Here is an 18,004-nt window from a genome sequence, read left to right as displayed (position 1 = left end):
TAGAAACGTTAATTATTTTTTTCTTATAGCCATCTACACCGATTTTCATTTCTGTTTATTATATCATATTAACGAGAAAGACTGAAAAAATCTCTCATTCTTTTCATTAATTTTATGAATTCTTTGTTACTTTTTAAACAGTTTGAACCCGTTTATCCTGATGTAAACACAGGCTACAAAAGTTTTTCATGTTTTTAGCTCTCTCACAAAAAAAGCTTGTAAGCGACGAATCACTTACAAGCTTTTTCATTAATCAGACTAATTATTTCGTATATTCTTTTACTAATGCCACAACTTCATCAGCTGTTGTACATTCGTATAAAGCTTTTTGAGATAATTCTGCCATTTTTTCTGAATCTAAACGTTTCATTAAGCTACGAGTTTTCAAGATACTTGTTGCACTCATAGAAAATTCATCTAGGCCTAAACCAACAAGTAACGGCACAGCGATTTGATCTCCTGCCATTTCTCCGCACATACCTGCCCATTTACCTTCTTTATGTGCTGAATCAATAACATGTTTCAACAAGCGTAAGATAGATGGATTGTATGGTTGGTAAAGGTATGATACACGTTCGTTCATACGGTCAGCAGCCATAGTGTATTGAATTAAATCGTTTGTTCCCACACTGAAGAAATCAACTTCTTTAGCAAATTGGTCAGCTAGAACAGCTGCAGCAGGAATTTCGATCATGATACCTACTTGGATATCATCAGCGACTTTCACGCCTTCTTTAACTAATTTAGCTTTTTCTTCTTCAAGCATAGCTTTTGCTTCTCTAAATTCTTGTAGAGTTGCAATCATTGGGAACATAATGCGTAATGAGCCATAAACTGATGAACGTAATAACGCTCTTAATTGTGTACGGAACATGGCATCTTGATCTAAACAAACACGAATAGCACGGTAACCTAAGAATGGGTTCATTTCTTCTGGTAATGGTAAGTAAGGTAATTCTTTATCTCCACCAATATCCATTGTACGAACCACAACAGGTTTACCTGACATGCCTTCTAATACAGCTTTATAGGCTTCAAATTGTGCTTCTTCTGTTGGGAAATCTGGAGAGTCCATGTATAAGAACTCAGTTCGGTATAAACCAATTCCTTCTCCCCCGTTATTGCGAACACCTTCTAAGTCTTTAGGTGTTCCAATGTTTGCCACTAATTCAAAGTGTTTGCCGTCTTTTGTTACAGAAGGAGCGTCTTTTAATTTATCCCATTCTGCTTTTAGATCAGCAAATTCTTGTCCTTGGCGTTTAGTGTCAGCTATTTGTTCTTCAGTTGGATGTACAAATACATCCCCTTCAATTCCGTTAACAGCGATGATATCTCCTTCAGCTGCTTTAGCCGTAATTTCTTTTGTTCCAACAACAGCTGGAATTTCAAGAGAACGTGCCATAATAGCTGAGTGAGAAGTCCGTCCACCGATATCGGTTACAAAAGCTTTAACATAACGTCGGTCTAATTGGGCAGTATCACTTGGTGTTAAGTCATGAGCTACTACAACTACTTCTTCATTAATTAAAGAAGGGTTAGGTAGTTTCACTCCTAGTAAATGACTTAATACCCGTTTAGTTACGTCTTTAATATCTGCAGCACGTTCTTGCATGTAAGGATTATCCTCCATTGCTTCAAACATGCCAATAAACATATCAGTTACTTCTTTAAGGCCAGATTCAGCATTAACTTTGTTATCTTTAATATTACCTTCGATAGCACCAATTAATTCTGGATCAGAAAGAACCATTAAATGCGCATCGAAAACTTGTGCTTCTTCTTCGCCTAAGTTTTCAGCAGCTTTGTTACGGATAACTTGTAATTCTTCTGTGGCTTTGGCTAGTGCACCTTGAAGACGGGAGATTTCATGCTCCACGTCTTCAACATCAACTTTAGAGAAAGTCAAATCAGGTTGTACTAAAAGGTAAGCCTTAGCAACAGCTACGCCATCACTTGCTGCAATCCCTTTTAAAATATCTGTCATTATTCTGATAATCCTTCTTTTGTCATAGTTTCAGCAATAGCTTCGATAGCGTCTTTTTCGTCAGCACCTTCAGCTGAAATAACTACGTCAGCACCTTGACCTACGCCTAAAGACATAACACCCATAATAGATTTTAAGTTGACAGATTTACCTTTATATTCAAGGTTAATATCTGAATTAAATTTACTTGCAGTTTGTACTAATAAAGTTGCAGGACGTGCGTGAATACCTGTTTCTGCTACAATGTGAAAGTCTTTTTTTTCCATAAGAATCGTTCTCCTTTAAAAATAATGTTTTTTTAGGGACTGTTTAAGCATGTTGGTAGAGTGAGTATGCTTTTTAGTAACCCTTTCAATTGTAAAGATTACCATTTTTTGCCCACAGATACAACAGTTTTATCCGTTAAAAGTAAGTTTCCTTATTTTTTTATGAAACTAGTCGGACACTTTCTGAAAAGTGTACAGGATTTTCCCGTATAAACCTGCCTCTCCTACAATGCTTTTTCGGTCACTTCTTTTAGACCAAGCAGCGCGAAATGCCATAAAGCTTTCTGGTGTAACTGTTATTTCACTGATTTCTCCTGCTACTAGCTGTTCTAAAAGTTGTTCATACTGTTGACTATCCATGAATCTTCCTCCTAACCTACTCTCAAATTAAAATGATCTGACTTTAGTAGTTTAGCACATGGATAAAAAAACTGGAAAGTGAAACATGATAAATAAAAAAATGAAGCACCCTCCCCTTTCGGCAGCCAAGTCTAGATAGTGTGATGGCTGTGTTTTAATTTTTTTGCCTATCTTTACTTTATCAAATCTTCTAAGAAAGCGCCAACTAATTGATGTGTCCCGTTAATTAACCAGTGTTTTTCAAAGACGTATTGCTTGATTCTCTCTTTTACCATGATATAATAGTAACAAAGGTCAGTAAAGGTCAACAATATAGTTAAAACCTTTCACTGATACGTTACAACAAAGGATGTGACCGAAATGATTTGTCAAATGTGTCAAAAAAACGATGCAACCATTCATTACTTTATGGATACAGGAAATGGCAAACAACAACTAGATGTTTGTCCCTCTTGTTTTAAACAATTAGTTCAAGCAAAAGAGCAACCAACTAACCAAACTAGGATGGCTCAAGATCCTTATGGCTTTGGCTCGATTGAAGATTTATTTCGTGCCTTGTCTAGGGAAATGAACGGTATGCCAACACCTACCCCTAACATTCCCCCTACCCAATCTAGCGGTGGAAATATTCCGCCTAGAGGACCTAATGGTAACGGAGGAGCTAGTAGTTTATTAGATGAATTTGGCTTTGATTTAACGGAAGCTGCTAAACAAGGTAAATTTGACCCAGTAATTGGTCGGGATAAAGAAATTAAACGAGTGATTGAAATTTTAAATCGCCGAACCAAAAATAATCCGGTGTTAATCGGAGAGCCTGGTGTCGGTAAAACCGCTGTAGCTGAAGGCTTAGCCCAAAAAATTGCTCAAGGAGATGTGCCTCAAAAACTAATGAACCGCTCTGTCATTCAACTAGATGTGGTGTCTTTAGTGCAAGGAACAGGTATTCGGGGACAATTTGAAGAACGCATGAAACAATTAATGGAGGAAGTCAAAGGAAATGAGCAAATCATTCTCTTTATTGACGAAGTCCATGAGTTAGTAGGTGCTGGTAGTACTGGAGATGGCTCAATGGATGCTGGAAACATTTTGAAACCAGCTCTTGCTAGAGGAGAACTGCAAATGATTGGTGCTACTACCATTAATGAGTACCGTATTATTGAAAAAGATGCAGCTTTAGAGCGGCGCATGCAGCCTGTTATGGTAGATGAACCAACTGAAGAAGAAACCATTAAAATCTTAAAAGGGATTCAGCCTCGTTATGAAGACTATCATCACGTTAAATATACGGATGAAGCCATTCAATCCGCTGTCCGTTTATCTAACCGATACATTCAAGATCGCTACTTACCAGATAAGGCGATTGACTTACTAGACGAAACAGGTTCTAAGAAAAACTTAACCATTCATACTATGGATCCTGAACTATTAGCTAAACGCTTAAAAGAAGCCGAAGCCAATAAACAAAAAGCCTCTCAAGAAGAAGATTTTGAAAAAGCGGCTTATTACAGAGACCAAGTGAATAAATTAGAAAAATTAAAAGATACCCAAGTCATGGAAGAAGATAAACCGGTTGTCACAGAAAAAGACATGGAACAAGTCGTTGAGATGAAAACAGGGATTCCAGTTGGAGAATTAAAAGAAAAAGAGCAAGCCCAACTAAAAACACTGGCAGAAGATTTACGGGCTCATGTGATTGGACAAGATGAAGCCATTGATCACGTAGCCAAAGCTATTCGCCGTAACCGAATTGGTTTTAATAAGAAAAACCGACCAATCGGCTCTTTCTTATTTGTTGGCCCAACTGGTGTCGGTAAAACTGAATTAGCTCGTCAATTAGCTCGTGAAATGTTTGGCTCAAAAGAAGCCATGATTCGGTTAGACATGAGTGAATACATGGAAAAACACAGTGTTTCTAAACTAATTGGCTCGCCTCCCGGTTATGTAGGTTATGAAGAAGCAGGTCAGCTGACCGAACAAGTGAGACGTACTCCTTATAGCCTAGTATTGTTAGATGAAATTGAAAAAGCACATCCAGATGTATTAAATATGTTTTTACAAATTTTAGATGATGGTCGTTTAACCGACTCTAAAGGCCGAACAGTGAGCTTTAAAGATACCCTTATCATTATGACAAGTAATGCTGGAACTGGCACAGCTGAAGCGAACGTAGGGTTTTCAGCTAGTTTAGAAGGCAGCTCTAAGTCTGTGTTAAATCAATTGGATCAATTCTTTAAACCAGAATTTCTAAACCGCTTTGATGGGGTCATAGAATTTAAACCATTAGCTAAAGAAAGTCTGCTAAGTATTGTTGATTTAATGCTACAAGATGTTAACAACATGCTGAAAACTCAACAAATGGAAGTCCAAGTAGATTCAGGGGTTAAACAACGATTAGTTGATTTAGGCTACAACCCACAAATGGGGGCTCGCCCTCTTCGCCGAGTTATTCAAGAGCAAATTGAAGATAATGTGGCAGAATTCTATTTAGACCATCCAAACACGAAACGTTTCCAAGCTGTACTAGCTGATGATAATGAATCTATTGTCATTAAAGGGTAAAAATTCTCGTCAAAAAAACAAGATGAAATAACAAAAACAAACACCATTAGTTGTTTTATTTGCAACTAATGGTGTTTTTATCTATAAATTACTATATTTATCTTTGAAACTTTCTCATAAACAAGTTATACTATAGGTAGAAATATAAGTTCTTGATTTTATTGACAACACTTGGAGGTGAGGAAAATGAAATTAATAGATGTCACAAACAGTTATGCAGAATTGGTTAACCAACAACTTGATAACACAGATACGACTTTTATTCGCATTTTCACATTAGGTAAAACGACAGTCATTTACACAGAAGCCCCAACACACTATGAAATTGTTCTTCAAAACAAACAACGCCGAGTAAAACGCATAGAAGTTAACGAAGTAATTCGACGTCTAGTAAAAAATGAACAAGAAAAAGCTCAAATGAGTGTCATTAACTTAGAAAACATTGTAGAAATATCATTCCCAGTGCTTAATCCTATTCAAACAACTGGTTAGGTTTAGTATTCCGCATAAAATCAATGTAACTTATAATTACACCCCCTGAGTTAAAAAACAATCATACAAGTTAGACAATCTCTGTTTAACTTGTATGATTGTTTTTGCTTATTACCTACTCGCCTATGTCAGGATCAAGGGAGTCGCTAAAAGGGTTTTGAGTTAAATCAAGAGCCGTTAATGCTTGATTAGGTACCTCTGTTTGTGGTATCTCTTGACAATTTATCACAAAACTTCCTTTTACTTTTAACTCAAGGTAAGTTTCTGCTGATAATTTTTCAGGTGTATAAAAGGCTAGGTTATAAGAATCCCCATTGTCTTTATAGGCAAGTTGCTGATAAAGATAGCCTTTCTCCTCTTTTTTTGCCTCATAGTTCTTATCTATTTTGACATAGACCGACTCTTCTCTGATTAATAAATTATACCGGTCCAAATGTTGAGTAATCGCTAAACTTGTCGGACTGGTTTGATCTTTTAATAAAAAGCTTCCAACACTTGGCAAAAATAATAAAATCAATGCTAGCATCAGTAATCTTTTGCCCCATTTTTTCATGTATATAAACTCCTTTAGACTGATTGACAGATTTATGTGCCTACTATTACTAAGTATAAAATTAGTATAACAAAGTTTATTTTTTTAAGTAACCGTCAAAAGCATGATAAAAAAGTCAGTCTAAAGTCCAATAACTGATTGGTTTCTATTACAGCATCTCTTAGCAAAACAGGTTAATAGTCTTTCAAACTACTATATAACTAAACAAAAAAACCAACTAACTGACTTACATTAGTTGGTTTGTCCTGATGTATCTTTAGCTAAAAGCATCTCTTAGACTATCTTTTGACTAGCAGCTTCTTTGGCTAATTCGTCTGCCAAATCATTATAGGTATCTCCAGAATGCCCTTTTACTTTTCTAAATTCTACTTCAACCTTCTCTTTTAATTGACCGAATTCTCTAACATAGTCTAGTGAGATAGGTTTTTTCGCTTGCCACTCTTTTGTCGCCCAAGACTCAATTCCTTGATAATCATAATAGATAATCAGTTTCTTTTTCCCCTGCTCTATCGCCCACTTCATTGCTTCAAGACAGCCGATCACTTCCCCAGCTATTTGATGACTATCTAAATAGTCCTCTTCGTTGCCTGGAATTGTTAATTTATCGATGACTTCATTTTTTTCTAGTAGAACGACCCCAGAACCGTATTGTTTTTTCTGTTTATTATACGAGCCGTCTACATAGGCTGTGATAACACTGTCCTCATCCACTACTTTCTGATCTACTTTATTTCCTCCCATGAAGTCTAACGCTTCTTGTTCTGATTTAAAGGACTTATATTTCGCATTGGATACACCTTTTACTTGTTTTTCTGCTTCTGCCCAAGTCCTGTATATACCAACTTTTTTTCCAACTTTTACAGCATAATATTTAGACAAAAATCATCCCTCCTTGTTTTTCATGTGTCTAGTTAAAAACCTCCTTCTTATCAAGTTAGATAAAAAGGAGGTAAAACCCTTCGCTACAGTTTAGCTTTTAATTCAACGTCTGGATATTTATCCGCAAACCAGCGCATGGCAAAATTATTTTCAAATAAGAATAAAGGTTGGTCGTAACGGTCTTTCACTAAAATGTTTCGACTTGAACTCATCTTCTCATCAAGTTGTTCTGGATCAATCCAACGAGCTGTCTTAGAACCCATTGGTGTCATAATCACTTCTGAATTGTATTCATTAAGCATTCTATGTTGGAAGACTTCAAATTGAAGTTGTCCTACAGCCCCGATAATATAATCTTCGGTATGATAGGTTTTATAAAGCTGAATAGCTCCTTCTTGAACTAACTGTTCCATCCCTTTATGGAATGATTTTTGTTTCATCACGTTTTTAGCAGTGACTTTCATAAATAATTCAGGAGTAAATTGTGGTAAGTCTTCGTAAGATACGTTAAAATTCCCACCAAAAAGAGTATCGCCAATTTGATAATTACCTGTGTCATATAGCCCGATAATATCTCCTGCTACTGCTTCTTGAACGGTTGCTCGGCTATCTGCCATAAACTGGGTAGAATTAGACAGTTTCATCTTTTTCCCTGTTCTAGCTAAATGCACATCCATTCCTCGTTCAAAAGTACCAGAACATACACGTAAAAAGGCAATTCGGTCTCGGTGAGCAGGATTCATATTAGCTTGAATTTTAAAAATAAAGCCTGAAAACTCTTCTTCGTAAGGACTTACCAGTTCGCCCTCTTTTGTTTTATGACTAGAAGGTTTAGGCGCAAATTGTAAGAAAGTTTCTAAGAAAGTTTGCACCCCAAAGTTAGTTAAAGCTGAACCGAAGAAAACCGGCGTTAATTCTCCTGCCATGACTAACTCTTCTGAAAACTCATTTCCTGCTTCTTGTAACAATTCAACATCCTCTAAAACTTGGCTATAAATGCTGTCTTGATGAAGTGGATGTTCTGCTGGGATTTCCCCGTCTTCATTTAAGGAGATAAACCGTTCTTCTGATCCATATTTTTCTGGGTGGTAAAGTTCTACTCGGTTATGATACATGTCATATAACCCTTCTAGCCCTTTTCCCATACCAATTGGCCAGTTCATTGGATAAGAATCAATTTCTAATACCTCTTCTAATTCAGATAATAAATCTAATGGCTCTCTACCATCTCTATCCAATTTATTCATAAAAGTAAAAATAGGAATGCCACGCATCCGGCAGACTTTAAATAGTTTCTTCGTTTGGGCTTCAATCCCTTTTGCGCTATCCACTACCATGACTGCCGCATCTACTGCCATTAATGTTCGGTAAGTATCTTCTGAAAAATCCTCATGTCCTGGGGTATCTAAAATATTCACTCGTTTTCCGTCATAATCAAACTGCATAACAGAACTGGTTACAGAAATTCCCCGTTGTTTTTCGATTTCCATCCAGTCAGATTTAGCAAAGTTCCCTGTTTTTTTCCCTTTAACTGTTCCTGCTTGACGAATAGCTCCTCCAAATAAAAGCAACTGCTCAGTAATCGTGGTTTTACCAGCATCCGGGTGAGAGATAATTGCAAAAGTTCGGCGCTTATCTACCTCTGTATGTTGTTTAGTCATAATCTTTCTCCTTTTTCTCGTGTTTATCTTCGTGACTCAGACTTTCACCTTAATTATTATCAAGGTTACCTGTTTAGCATTATAGCATGAAACCTACTTGCTACTGCTCACAAACAGTCTAAGTATATCAAAAACTTGAAAAGGAAGAAACTGTTAACTTGAAAAGTTTTCAGAAATAAATAAGTTTTTAAAAAAAAATTCCCTAAACCGTTTATCAGTTTAGGGAAGTCATTTTATTCTTCATACTCTTCATCATCATCTGTTATGGTTGGAGATGGAATGTTTAAAACAGCTTCTTTGCCAATTTGTTGCAAATATTCAGCTAGCTCATCCACTTGAGTAGAAGTAGCCACACAAGCTTCAATAGCCATAGCCAAATTAAGACCTGACACTACCCGTAAGTTAGGATAATCTTTCATCGCCAACATCCCCACATTACACGGCGTTCCTCCTTTTAAATCTGCTAAAATTAAGACTGGTTGCTGATTATTTTCAGGCAATAACTCCGCCAATTTAGCTTGAGTGCCTGCTAGGCCATCCTCTGCTTCCATTGCCAAGGTTTTAGCAACAGCCAAATCTCCTATAATCATATGAGTAGAAGCAAGCATCTCTTCTGATAAATGTCCATGACTCATAAAAATTAACTCTATCTCTTTTGTTAACATATTGACTTCCTTTCCGATACACTTTTAACTTTTAACAAAAATAATGATACATATTAGTTCTAATTTGGTTAAACAGCAGGTTGTCCCTTGTAGGATGAATTCTATTGCTTAATAAAATTAGACTTTCTTGTTTTTCCATAGCTAAACTCAAAGAAGTTCCGGTAAAACCTGTATGAAATAAATAAGGGGTTTGGTTAAATGAAATCAGCTGTTCAAACCCTAACGTCCTACTTGTTTGACAAGTATTTTGAAGAGTCTGATAGATTATTTCTGAAAACAACTCTCTCTTTAGAAACAAATCAGCATATTGACTCACATCTTCTAAAGTTGAAAATAATCCTGCACTTCCTAAAGGTCTGTCAAATTTAAAACTTTTAGAATCATGACTGACTCCTTGGATAACTCCCCGTTCTTTAGTTATTTCAGTTGGCACACACTTGGTGGCATCAACAGGATAAAACGTTGTATCTTTCATGTTTAGTGGTAGAAAAATATTAGCTTTAAAGCTTTCATCTAAAGTTAGTTGATCAATCTCTTCAATCATTAACCCTAGCACTATGTAACCTAAATCTGAATAACAAGTATTTCTACTCTTATAAACTTGAAAGCTTCTTAAATATCTTTTTAAATAATCGTTGTTAAATAGCTCTTTATCCTGAAAATCACTAGGAAATCCACTAGAATGAGTTAACAGAGATTCAATGGTCATAGTCAGATTAGGATATTCAGGTATGATTTGGCAAACCTGACTTTCTAACTTTAGTTTTCCAGTGTCTACTAATTGTAATATTCTTGTAGTAGTTCCGATAATTTTAGTTAAAGAAGCTAAATCATACAATAAACCTGAACGGATAGGTTGGTGAGAATAAGGAGGTAAAACCCCCATCATTCCCTGATAGTGATAATAACGGCTGTCTTTACCTACAACTGCTAAAGAGATGCCTGGTACTAAATTATGTTGAACTAATTCATCTGTTAGACGTAAAAGTTGTGAAAAAGTCAGTGCCTTACCATATCTTCTATTCTCAATCTCCGATAGCATCTACTATTCGCCCTTGATGTTTTTTAAGTAATTGAACACTTTCTTGATAGTTTTTCCCTGTTTTTGCCATAACAATAGCCGTTGCTACTTCTTGATGACTTTCGTCAAAATAATACTTGCTTTGTTCTTGGCTTAAACCGGTTGCTTCTGAAATAATTTGAATCGATCTTGCTACTAGTTTTTCATTAGTAGGTTGAACATGAACCATCAAATTTTGATAGACTTTACCAGAACGAATCATAACACCAGTTGAAAGCATGTTTAACACCATTTTTTGAGCTGTCCCTGCTTTCATTCTAGTAGATCCAGTAATTACCTCTGGCCCAACAACAGGGGCAATCCCTACTTGTGCTAATTGATTCATTTGACTGTGCTGGTTACAAGTAACAGCGATAGTTAACGCTCCTACCTGATTACCATATTCAATGGCACTAATAGCGTAAGGGGTTCTGCCACTGGCTGCGATACTAATCACAACATCTTTTTCCGTTAAATGATGTTCTTTTAAATCAGTTATAGCTAACTCTTTTGAGTCCTCTGCCCCTTCAACTGCTTCGTACATAGCTTGATTTCCGCCTGCTAAAATCCCAAAGGCCTGATCACTAGGTACACTATAAGTAGGTGTAAGTTCAATCGCATCTAAAGCACCTAATCTGCCGCTTGTCCCTGCCCCTATATAAATCAACCGACCTCCTCCTTGAAATCTTTCACTAACTAACTCAATAGCTTGTCCAATTTCTGGAAGAACCTCTTTAACTGCTAGGGCGACTTGCTGATCTTCCTGATTAATAATTTGAGCAATTTCTTCCCCATTTAATTCATCAATATTCATGGTGTTGGGATTTCTAGTTTCGGTGGTTAATTTATCTAACATACTTATCTTTCCTCTTACTTTCTTTAAATTTTTTCAAGTTTTGTCTCGTTTGAACCAAATTATCTTCAATGAAGGTTTCATCTTGTAATTGAACGAAGCCTAAATATAAGACATTAGCAATTGCCATAGAAGCTGTTACAGAAGAAATTGCCCCAATTCTTATTAAATGCTCAGTATTAGGTATTAATAAACGCTCTGTGCATAAATTAAGGATGGATTCCTCTATATTACTTGTAACCAAAATAACGGGAACTTGATTTTCTATCCCAATCTGACAACCTGATAACACTTCAGCCGTCAAGCCACTATAAGAAAAAGCAAGAATAACATCTGTCGGTTTAGCATGTACTAAAAACTCTAAGTTCATATGAGGATCAACATTGAAAAAAGTCATTTTCCCTGCTCGATTTAATTTGTGATACAAGTCATACGTTGTAAGAGATGATGCCCCCATTCCTAACAAGTAAACTTTCTCTGCTTGATTGAGCAAGGCAATAGAACGATTTAATGCTTGCTTGTCTACTGTTTGCCATAAATCAGACATAGTTGATGTGACAATATGACTCACTTTTCCACACAATTGTTCCAAACTATCATCAGAGGAAACGATTGTATCAATATCTTCTGTTACCTTTCTTTCAGAAACGGCAATTGCAAACTTCAATTCTTCTAAACCACTATAGCCTAACTTTTTAGCAAATCGAGTAACCGATGCAGAAGAAGTATGACTAGATTCTCCAATTTCTAAAGCAGATTGAGAAATCATGGCTTTGGGGTTATTCAAAATATAATCGGCAATTTTCTTATTGGTTTTAGATAATTGACTATAATTCTTTCGAATAACAGTTAAACCTTGTGCTTGCAACTATCTCACCTTCCTATCCATTACTTATTATTTAATAAAATTTACAATAGACTCTTTTGACTCTGATGGAATCATCTGAGCAGTGATAGATGTACCGTTCTGAATTAACCGTTCAATTATTTGGATGTCTTCCTCTGTTAAAGCCACTGATTTTTTAATTGGGCGACTTCCTTCTTTTTGAGAAATATTTCCAACATTAAAGCTCTCTAAGGGCACACCATTATCAATTAAATATGCCATATCTGGAATATCTCGAGTGATTAAAAAAACTTTATCTTCGTCATACTTGCCAGCTAATATATTAGCAACAGCTTTTCTTTTAGATAAAATAGACAATTTTACCCCGGCAGGTTTCGCCATTTTTAAGGCAGCAATTTGCATTTGATCTTTAACCGCCAAATCATTAACCACCATGATTCGGTTAGCACCTAATGTATTCGTCCAAACTGTTGCAACTTGTCCATGAATCAACCGCTCATCTATTCTTGCATGAATAATTCCCATATATAATCTCCTCTTTCTGTTTAAACACTCGGTAACTTATTAAAATAATTGACCAATCCATCCTAATATACTTTGCATATTTCCTAATAACATGCCTAATAAAATCAAGACAAAAATCAGTTTGTTAGAATTCATTTTTTTCTTGCCAAGTAGCCAATAAGATAGCATGACAATGGCTAAAGGCACTAAGCCTGGTAAAATTTTATCTAGCATTTCTTGCATTGATAAGGTTACTTTCCCCATTTTATAGGTTAAATCCACTTTATAAGTAATTACAGATGGAATTAAGCCTCCTACCACAGTTAGTCCTAAAATAGCTGCGGCTTCCGTTAGCATTTTCATTTTATCAGCAAATTCAACCGCTAAACGTCGACCTTGATTGTAACCTAAGAAAGTAAACTTATAACGAACCCACATAACAGCAAATCCTGCTAAAATAGGAATTAATAATCCGATTGCTTGTCCACCTTGTGCCATATAAGCTGCAATAGAAAAGACAATAGCTCGGTAAATAGCAATAAACACAGTATCTCCTACTCCGGCAAAAGGTCCCATTAATCCTGTTTTTAAACCAGTAATAGCAGAAGGATCTTCCATGCCAAATTCTTCTTCTAGCGCCATATCTGCGCCTATAATCAAGTGAGACATGGCAGGTGTTGTGTTGAAGAAACCTAATTGGGTTTGAAGCGCAACTTTCATTTCTTCCGGTTTATCTCCGTATAATTTTTTAAGTGCAGGCATAATGACATAACAATAGCCTAATCCTTGCATTTTTTCGTAGTTCCAACCCCACTGTAGTGAAAATAAATTTCTAACATAGACTTTTTTAATATCACTTTTGGTTAGTGTTTGCTTACTCATCAATTTCAACCTCCTCATCATCGTACTCATCTACCACATTATTAGTAGAGGTAACTGGCACTTTATGTTGCTGATTCATTACATACATAGCTGCTAAAGCTAAACCGACTAAAGCAACACCTAATACAGAAAAGAATTCTGCTCCAAATGCTAATAAGACAAACCCAATAATGAAATAAGGCCAATATTTTTTCAAAGGCAAGTAACGCATTAAAATAGCAATCCCCATAGCAGGTAAAATGGCACCTGAAGCTTTAAGCCCTGTCATAATCCAAGCAGGAATCATCTCATTAATTAAACTAACTACTTTTTCCCCAAACACTAAGCCAATAAACACAGGTAATATTCTAGACATTGTCCAAGGAATAATCCCTAATACATTACATCTTTCTACTCCACGGTAATCTCCCACTTCAGCAAATTTATCAGCTTTATGTTGGAAGAACGTATTGCACATCCGGCCTAAAATATCCAATTGAGTCAAAAGTAAACCAATAGGAACAGCTACCCCAATTCCGTACTCCGCTCCCTTACCAGAGATAATAGCATAAGCCGTGCCCATAATGGCTCCTGATAGAAAATCAGGGATGGTAGCGCCTCCATATGTAGCGACACCTAATGTCATTAATTGAAGGGTGGCACCAATCATTAAACCTGTTTGTAAATCCCCCATTACCCAACCAGTGAAGGTGGCAGCAAAAAGCGGTGTGTACGGACCAATTTGAATAGAAATTTGATCAAGTACACCAATAATTACATATAAACATAAAATCAAAATAATACCTAGTGACATTGTCATGTGTGTTTCCTCCTTTTTTAAACTATACCTATATTATACATTAAAAGAAATGATATTTCAAATATTTTTATTTTAATAACAAAAAGAAATATCATTTCAAAAAAAGTAACACGTGTTCTATCTAAAACAATCAAAAAAACCACCTGAATCTTATTAACATTCAGGTGGTTCCATCGTTATGTGTTTTGTTTTTTAATCATTTTAAGGGGGCTAATTATCCTCTTCATCACTAGAAGAGCTGTGCCGCCGAGGAAAGTGGCGCTCCCCATCTGTTTCCACTTCGTCTAAAACCTCTTCTGCTTGAGGAGGTTCATGAAATTCTGCTTTAATCGTCAAAATTCTAGCTCCTTCAGATGCTGCAGAAGTTAAGGTTAAATTGTCTTCAGGTACTTCGTAGGACAATTGCTCATTGTCATCTGGAATGGTACCTAAAGCAGTAATAATGTAACCTGCCATGGAATCCACATCATTCATTTCTAAATGAGTATGGAACAATTCGTTAAAATCATCAATCGGCATACGTCCTTGAATTAAATAAGTACGCTCATCTAATTGACTATACAAATCTTCCACTTCATCTGACTCGTCATCAATTTCCCCTACGATTTCTTCTAATAAGTCCTCTAATGTAACTAAACCAACTACTCCGCCGTATTCATCTAGCAAGATGGCCATAGCGTTTTGAGTACGTTTTAATTCATACATCAAGTCATCAGTAAAAATCGTTTCTGGAACAAATAAAGGTTCTTGTAAGATATCGATTAAATTCACCTGATCAAACCCACATGTATAAGACTCTTTTAGTAAGTTTTTCAAATGAAGAATCCCGACTATTTTATCTTTATCATCGTCATAAACAGGAATACGAGAAAAAGTTTGGTTTAACACCAATTGTAAATTTTCGTCAATCGGATCATTTATATCAATCATAAAGGCATCGGTTCTTGGTACCATGACTTCACGAGCTAGAGTTGTATCTAGTGAGAAAACTCCCTGGACCATCTCTAATTCATCTGGCTCAAGTACGCCACCTTTTTCTAATAGATAACGCATTTCATCTCTGGTCATTTGATTGTCCACATCATCAAATTCCATTGGAGTTAACTTACTTAACAAATTGGTAGAAGCAGATAATAACCACACGAAAGGTTTCGCAATCATACCAATAAATTGAATAGGTCCTACTGCAAAACGGGCTACTTCTTCTGATTTGTTTAAGGCAATTCGTTTGGGATAAAGCTCTCCAAACACAATCGAGATGTAAGTTAAGCCAATTAATACTAGCACTTTAGACACTTGTGTCGCCCAAGCCACGTCGCCAAAAACTGGCGCTAACTTTTGTGACAAGGAATCTGCTAAAGACGCCCCGGACAAAATGTTCACTAAGGTAATGCCCACTTGAATAGTGGATAAAAAGTTACTAGAGTCCTTTAATAAATGTGACAATCTTTTGGCTTTTTTATCCCCTGCCTCAGCCTTTTGTTCCACCCGATTTTTGTTCAGGGAAACCACGGCAATTTCAGCAGCAGCAAAAAAAGCGTTTAACAAGGTTAAAATGATTAAAAGTAAAAATTGTGCCAATAACGACTGACTCTCTGGGTCAGCATTCATACGCTGTTCTCTCCTTAATGCGGATGCCCTTACATATCCGCCTCAAATTCAATTCTATACGGTTAAAATCGTATCATAGAAAAGGGCATAATTCAATATATTATTCCTTTGTTTGGCTCTTGTCAAGTCCTTCTTTATCTCGGTTTAAACGCAAGATATCAAAGACATATAAAAAGACTGTTCGGCAAACCGCATAAAAAGGAACACCTAAAATCATCCCTAAAAGTCCTGCCATATTCCCTGCCACTAACAAGATTAAAATAATCGTTAAAGGATGAATATCTAAAGACTTACCAATCACATTCGGATAGATAATATTTCCGTCAATTTGCTGGACAATTAATACCACCACACAAGCTAGTAAGGCTTTAACTGGTGAATGGACCACAGTCACGACTAAAGCAGGGGCTAAGCCGATATAAGGGCCTAAATAAGGGATCATGTTGGCAACTCCTGCAATAAAGCCAAATAAAAAGGCATAAGGAACACCGACTAATTGATACCCAAGAAATGTACCTACTGCTACAAATAAACATTCCACTGCCTGACCACTAATATATTTAGAGATGGTTTCGCTCATTTTATGTAAAAGCTCCACTACCTCATCTTTTTGGTTTCTAGGCAAATATTTAGAAAGAGCTGGCACAAATTTATGGCCGTCTTTTAGCATGTAAAACAAAACAAAGGGTACTGTAACTAATATCACTGTAGCGTTAGCAATCACTGACACAAATGAACCTAAACCGTTAGATAAACTATTCATAAATAATTTAGCAATATGTCCAAAAGACATGTCCATTTTATCTAAGTACTCCTGAAAATCTAACCGCTGGAACATAGGATGAGTCATTAATTCTTTGGACCAAGTTTCCGCTGCCTTAATAAAATCTGGGAAACCAGCAGCTAATTGACTTACCTGGCGAATTAAGCCGGGGACGACTGCACCTAACAGGACAGCAATTAAGCCAACCATTAATAGTAATACAAGGACAATGGCCCAAATCCGTTTCATCTTAAACCTTTTCTCCAGTTTAGATACCAAAGGATTGGTCATATAATAGAAAAATCCCCCAATCAGAATAGGGGCAAACAAGGTAGAAAATAACGTGCCGATAGGTTTAAATAAAAACTGAATTTTACTGGAAACAAAAATCAACGTCGCTAAAACCAGTAATTCTACTGACCAAAACATTAATTTAGATTGCCTTAATTTATCAAGCATTCTTTCTCCCCCTTTCGTTGTTTTTAGTTACCTTTAGTATAACTAATTCTTTCTCTCTTGCCTATTTTAAACTAACATCTTTAAAAAAAATGCTAAATTTCACTTTTATTTTGCCAAAGATTAGCGTATTCTTACCTATAAGAAAAAGATTTTAGGTAAGGAGGCTTTTTTATGATTTTTCATACCCGCGAATTAGATTCAAAAATTTATACAGATGCTATTCACATTCGGAAAGAAGTCTTTGTGTTAGAACAAGAAGTCCCAGAAGAACTTGAATTTGAATCTGAAGCTGCCTGCATCCATTTTGTCAGCTACTTAGCCGGTTTACCTGTTGCAACGGTGCGGTTACTTCCCTTATCTTCTGAACTAGGGAAAATTCAGCGAATGGCTGTCCTGTCTGACTACCGAGGGCATTATTTAGGTCAAACCTTGATGAAAGAAGTCGAACTAGTCGCTAAAAATCAAGGCTTAGCTACCTTACAACTTGGTGCCCAACTCCAAGCCTTGCCTTTCTATGAAAAATTAGGCTATAACGTCATCAGTGAAGAATTCCTGGATGCTAATATTCCTCATAAACTGATGGCTAAAACATTAATTTAACTAGCTAAAAGAAAGAAGTCTTGTTCTTCTTTCTTTTTTTGTATAAAAACTTGTTCTTTTAACCTCGTTTAGATAAACTTAAATTAAGAGATAACCGAGAACTCGCCGAAAAAGAAGAAGAAACTAAGGAGAGGTAACTGACTAGACTAAATAAAATCACTTGTTTCATCCTTCATTTTTCGCTACACTTAACTAAAAGGAGAGTGA

General features: G+C 36.2%; 18 protein-coding genes. 3 read left to right on the top strand and 15 right to left on the bottom strand.

The annotated features are described in order from the left end of the window. Positions 1-262: 262 nt before the first annotated feature. The 3 genes from ptsP to C7P63_RS02365 all read right to left on the bottom strand — a co-directional run bounded on the left by ptsP (position 263) and on the right by C7P63_RS02365 (position 2,610). Positions 263-1,984, bottom strand: coding sequence for a phosphoenolpyruvate--protein phosphotransferase (gene ptsP / locus C7P63_RS02375; protein WP_125942557.1), 1,722 nt, complete (start codon positions 1,982-1,984; stop codon positions 263-265). Further along, positions 1,984-2,250: a phosphocarrier protein HPr gene (locus C7P63_RS02370; RefSeq protein ID WP_125942556.1), complete on the bottom strand. Its 267-nt coding sequence runs from the start codon at positions 2,248-2,250 to the stop codon at positions 1,984-1,986. The genes ptsP and C7P63_RS02370 overlap by 1 nt, the downstream gene beginning before the upstream one ends. A 168-nt stretch (positions 2,251-2,418) precedes the next feature. Further along, positions 2,419-2,610, bottom strand: a complete 192-nt coding sequence (locus tag C7P63_RS02365) for a hypothetical protein (protein ID WP_125942555.1) — start codon at positions 2,608-2,610, stop codon at positions 2,419-2,421. 360 nt (positions 2,611-2,970) lie between these two features. On the opposite strand from C7P63_RS02365, the gene C7P63_RS02360 reads away from it, so the two are divergent. Then, complete coding sequence (locus C7P63_RS02360; protein ID WP_125942554.1) at positions 2,971-5,169, top strand: ATP-dependent Clp protease ATP-binding subunit; 2,199 nt, start codon at positions 2,971-2,973, stop codon at positions 5,167-5,169. Positions 5,170-5,355: 186 nt separating this feature from the next. Then, positions 5,356-5,661, top strand: coding sequence for a DUF1827 family protein (locus tag C7P63_RS02355; protein WP_125942553.1), 306 nt, complete (start codon positions 5,356-5,358; stop codon positions 5,659-5,661). Positions 5,662-5,776: 115 nt separating this feature from the next. On the opposite strand, the gene C7P63_RS02350 is transcribed toward C7P63_RS02355, so the two are convergent. From C7P63_RS02350 to C7P63_RS02295, 12 genes are all read right to left on the bottom strand, one after another. Beyond that, positions 5,777-6,214, bottom strand: a complete 438-nt coding sequence (locus C7P63_RS02350; protein WP_125942552.1) for a YxeA family protein — start codon at positions 6,212-6,214, stop codon at positions 5,777-5,779. A 273-nt stretch (positions 6,215-6,487) separates the two neighbouring features. Then, a complete protein-coding gene (locus C7P63_RS02345; RefSeq protein WP_125942551.1) occupies positions 6,488-7,093 on the bottom strand; it encodes a ribonuclease H1 domain-containing protein in 606 nt (201 codons plus the stop codon). Between the two features lie 83 nt (positions 7,094-7,176). Further along, the gene (locus C7P63_RS02340; RefSeq protein WP_125942550.1) at positions 7,177-8,754 is read right to left on the bottom strand and encodes a peptide chain release factor 3; all 1,578 of its coding nucleotides are present in this window, start codon (positions 8,752-8,754) and stop codon (positions 7,177-7,179) included. A 233-nt stretch (positions 8,755-8,987) separates the two neighbouring features. Then, positions 8,988-9,419, bottom strand: a complete 432-nt coding sequence (locus C7P63_RS02335; RefSeq protein WP_243640783.1) for a PTS sugar transporter subunit IIA — start codon at positions 9,417-9,419, stop codon at positions 8,988-8,990. 31 nt (positions 9,420-9,450) lie between these two features. Continuing rightward, positions 9,451-10,461: a serine hydrolase domain-containing protein gene (locus C7P63_RS02330; protein ID WP_125942549.1), complete on the bottom strand. Its 1,011-nt coding sequence runs from the start codon at positions 10,459-10,461 to the stop codon at positions 9,451-9,453. Continuing rightward, positions 10,445-11,335: an N-acetylmuramic acid 6-phosphate etherase gene (gene murQ, locus C7P63_RS02325; RefSeq protein WP_125942548.1), complete on the bottom strand. Its 891-nt coding sequence runs from the start codon at positions 11,333-11,335 to the stop codon at positions 10,445-10,447. Before murQ ends, C7P63_RS02330 begins: the two co-directional genes overlap by 17 nt. Further along, positions 11,325-12,200, bottom strand: a complete 876-nt coding sequence (locus C7P63_RS02320; RefSeq protein ID WP_243640782.1) for a MurR/RpiR family transcriptional regulator — start codon at positions 12,198-12,200, stop codon at positions 11,325-11,327. Before C7P63_RS02320 ends, murQ begins: the two co-directional genes overlap by 11 nt. Before the next feature lie 27 nt (positions 12,201-12,227). Beyond that, the gene (locus C7P63_RS02315) at positions 12,228-12,704 is read right to left on the bottom strand and encodes a PTS sugar transporter subunit IIB (RefSeq protein ID WP_125942547.1); all 477 of its coding nucleotides are present in this window, start codon (positions 12,702-12,704) and stop codon (positions 12,228-12,230) included. Between the two features lie 39 nt (positions 12,705-12,743). Next, the gene (locus C7P63_RS02310) at positions 12,744-13,583 is read right to left on the bottom strand and encodes a PTS system mannose/fructose/sorbose family transporter subunit IID (RefSeq protein ID WP_424580130.1); all 840 of its coding nucleotides are present in this window, start codon (positions 13,581-13,583) and stop codon (positions 12,744-12,746) included. After that, positions 13,558-14,364: a PTS mannose/fructose/sorbose/N-acetylgalactosamine transporter subunit IIC gene (locus tag C7P63_RS02305; protein WP_125942545.1), complete on the bottom strand. Its 807-nt coding sequence runs from the start codon at positions 14,362-14,364 to the stop codon at positions 13,558-13,560. Before C7P63_RS02305 ends, C7P63_RS02310 begins: the two co-directional genes overlap by 26 nt. Positions 14,365-14,574: 210 nt before the next feature. Continuing rightward, complete coding sequence (locus C7P63_RS02300) at positions 14,575-15,975, bottom strand: hemolysin family protein (protein ID WP_125942544.1); 1,401 nt, start codon at positions 15,973-15,975, stop codon at positions 14,575-14,577. A gap of 100 nt (positions 15,976-16,075) precedes the next feature. Further along, positions 16,076-17,197 (bottom strand): AI-2E family transporter, encoded by a 1,122-nt coding sequence (locus C7P63_RS02295; RefSeq protein ID WP_125942543.1) that lies wholly within the window; start codon positions 17,195-17,197, stop codon positions 16,076-16,078. A gap of 171 nt (positions 17,198-17,368) precedes the next feature. Between C7P63_RS02295 and C7P63_RS02290 the strand changes: the two genes are divergently transcribed. Beyond that, on the top strand, positions 17,369-17,797 hold the full coding sequence (locus tag C7P63_RS02290; RefSeq protein ID WP_125942542.1) for a GNAT family N-acetyltransferase: 429 nt from the start codon (positions 17,369-17,371) through the stop codon (positions 17,795-17,797). Positions 17,798-18,004: the final 207 nt, after the last annotated feature.

It is taken from the genome of Vagococcus humatus, assembly GCF_003950325.1.
In the GTDB taxonomy this organism is placed as follows: Bacteria; Bacillota; Bacilli; order Lactobacillales; family Vagococcaceae; genus Vagococcus_C; species Vagococcus_C humatus.
Note: the sequence above shows the minus strand (reverse complement) of the source record. Positions and strands in the feature narration are given on the sequence as shown.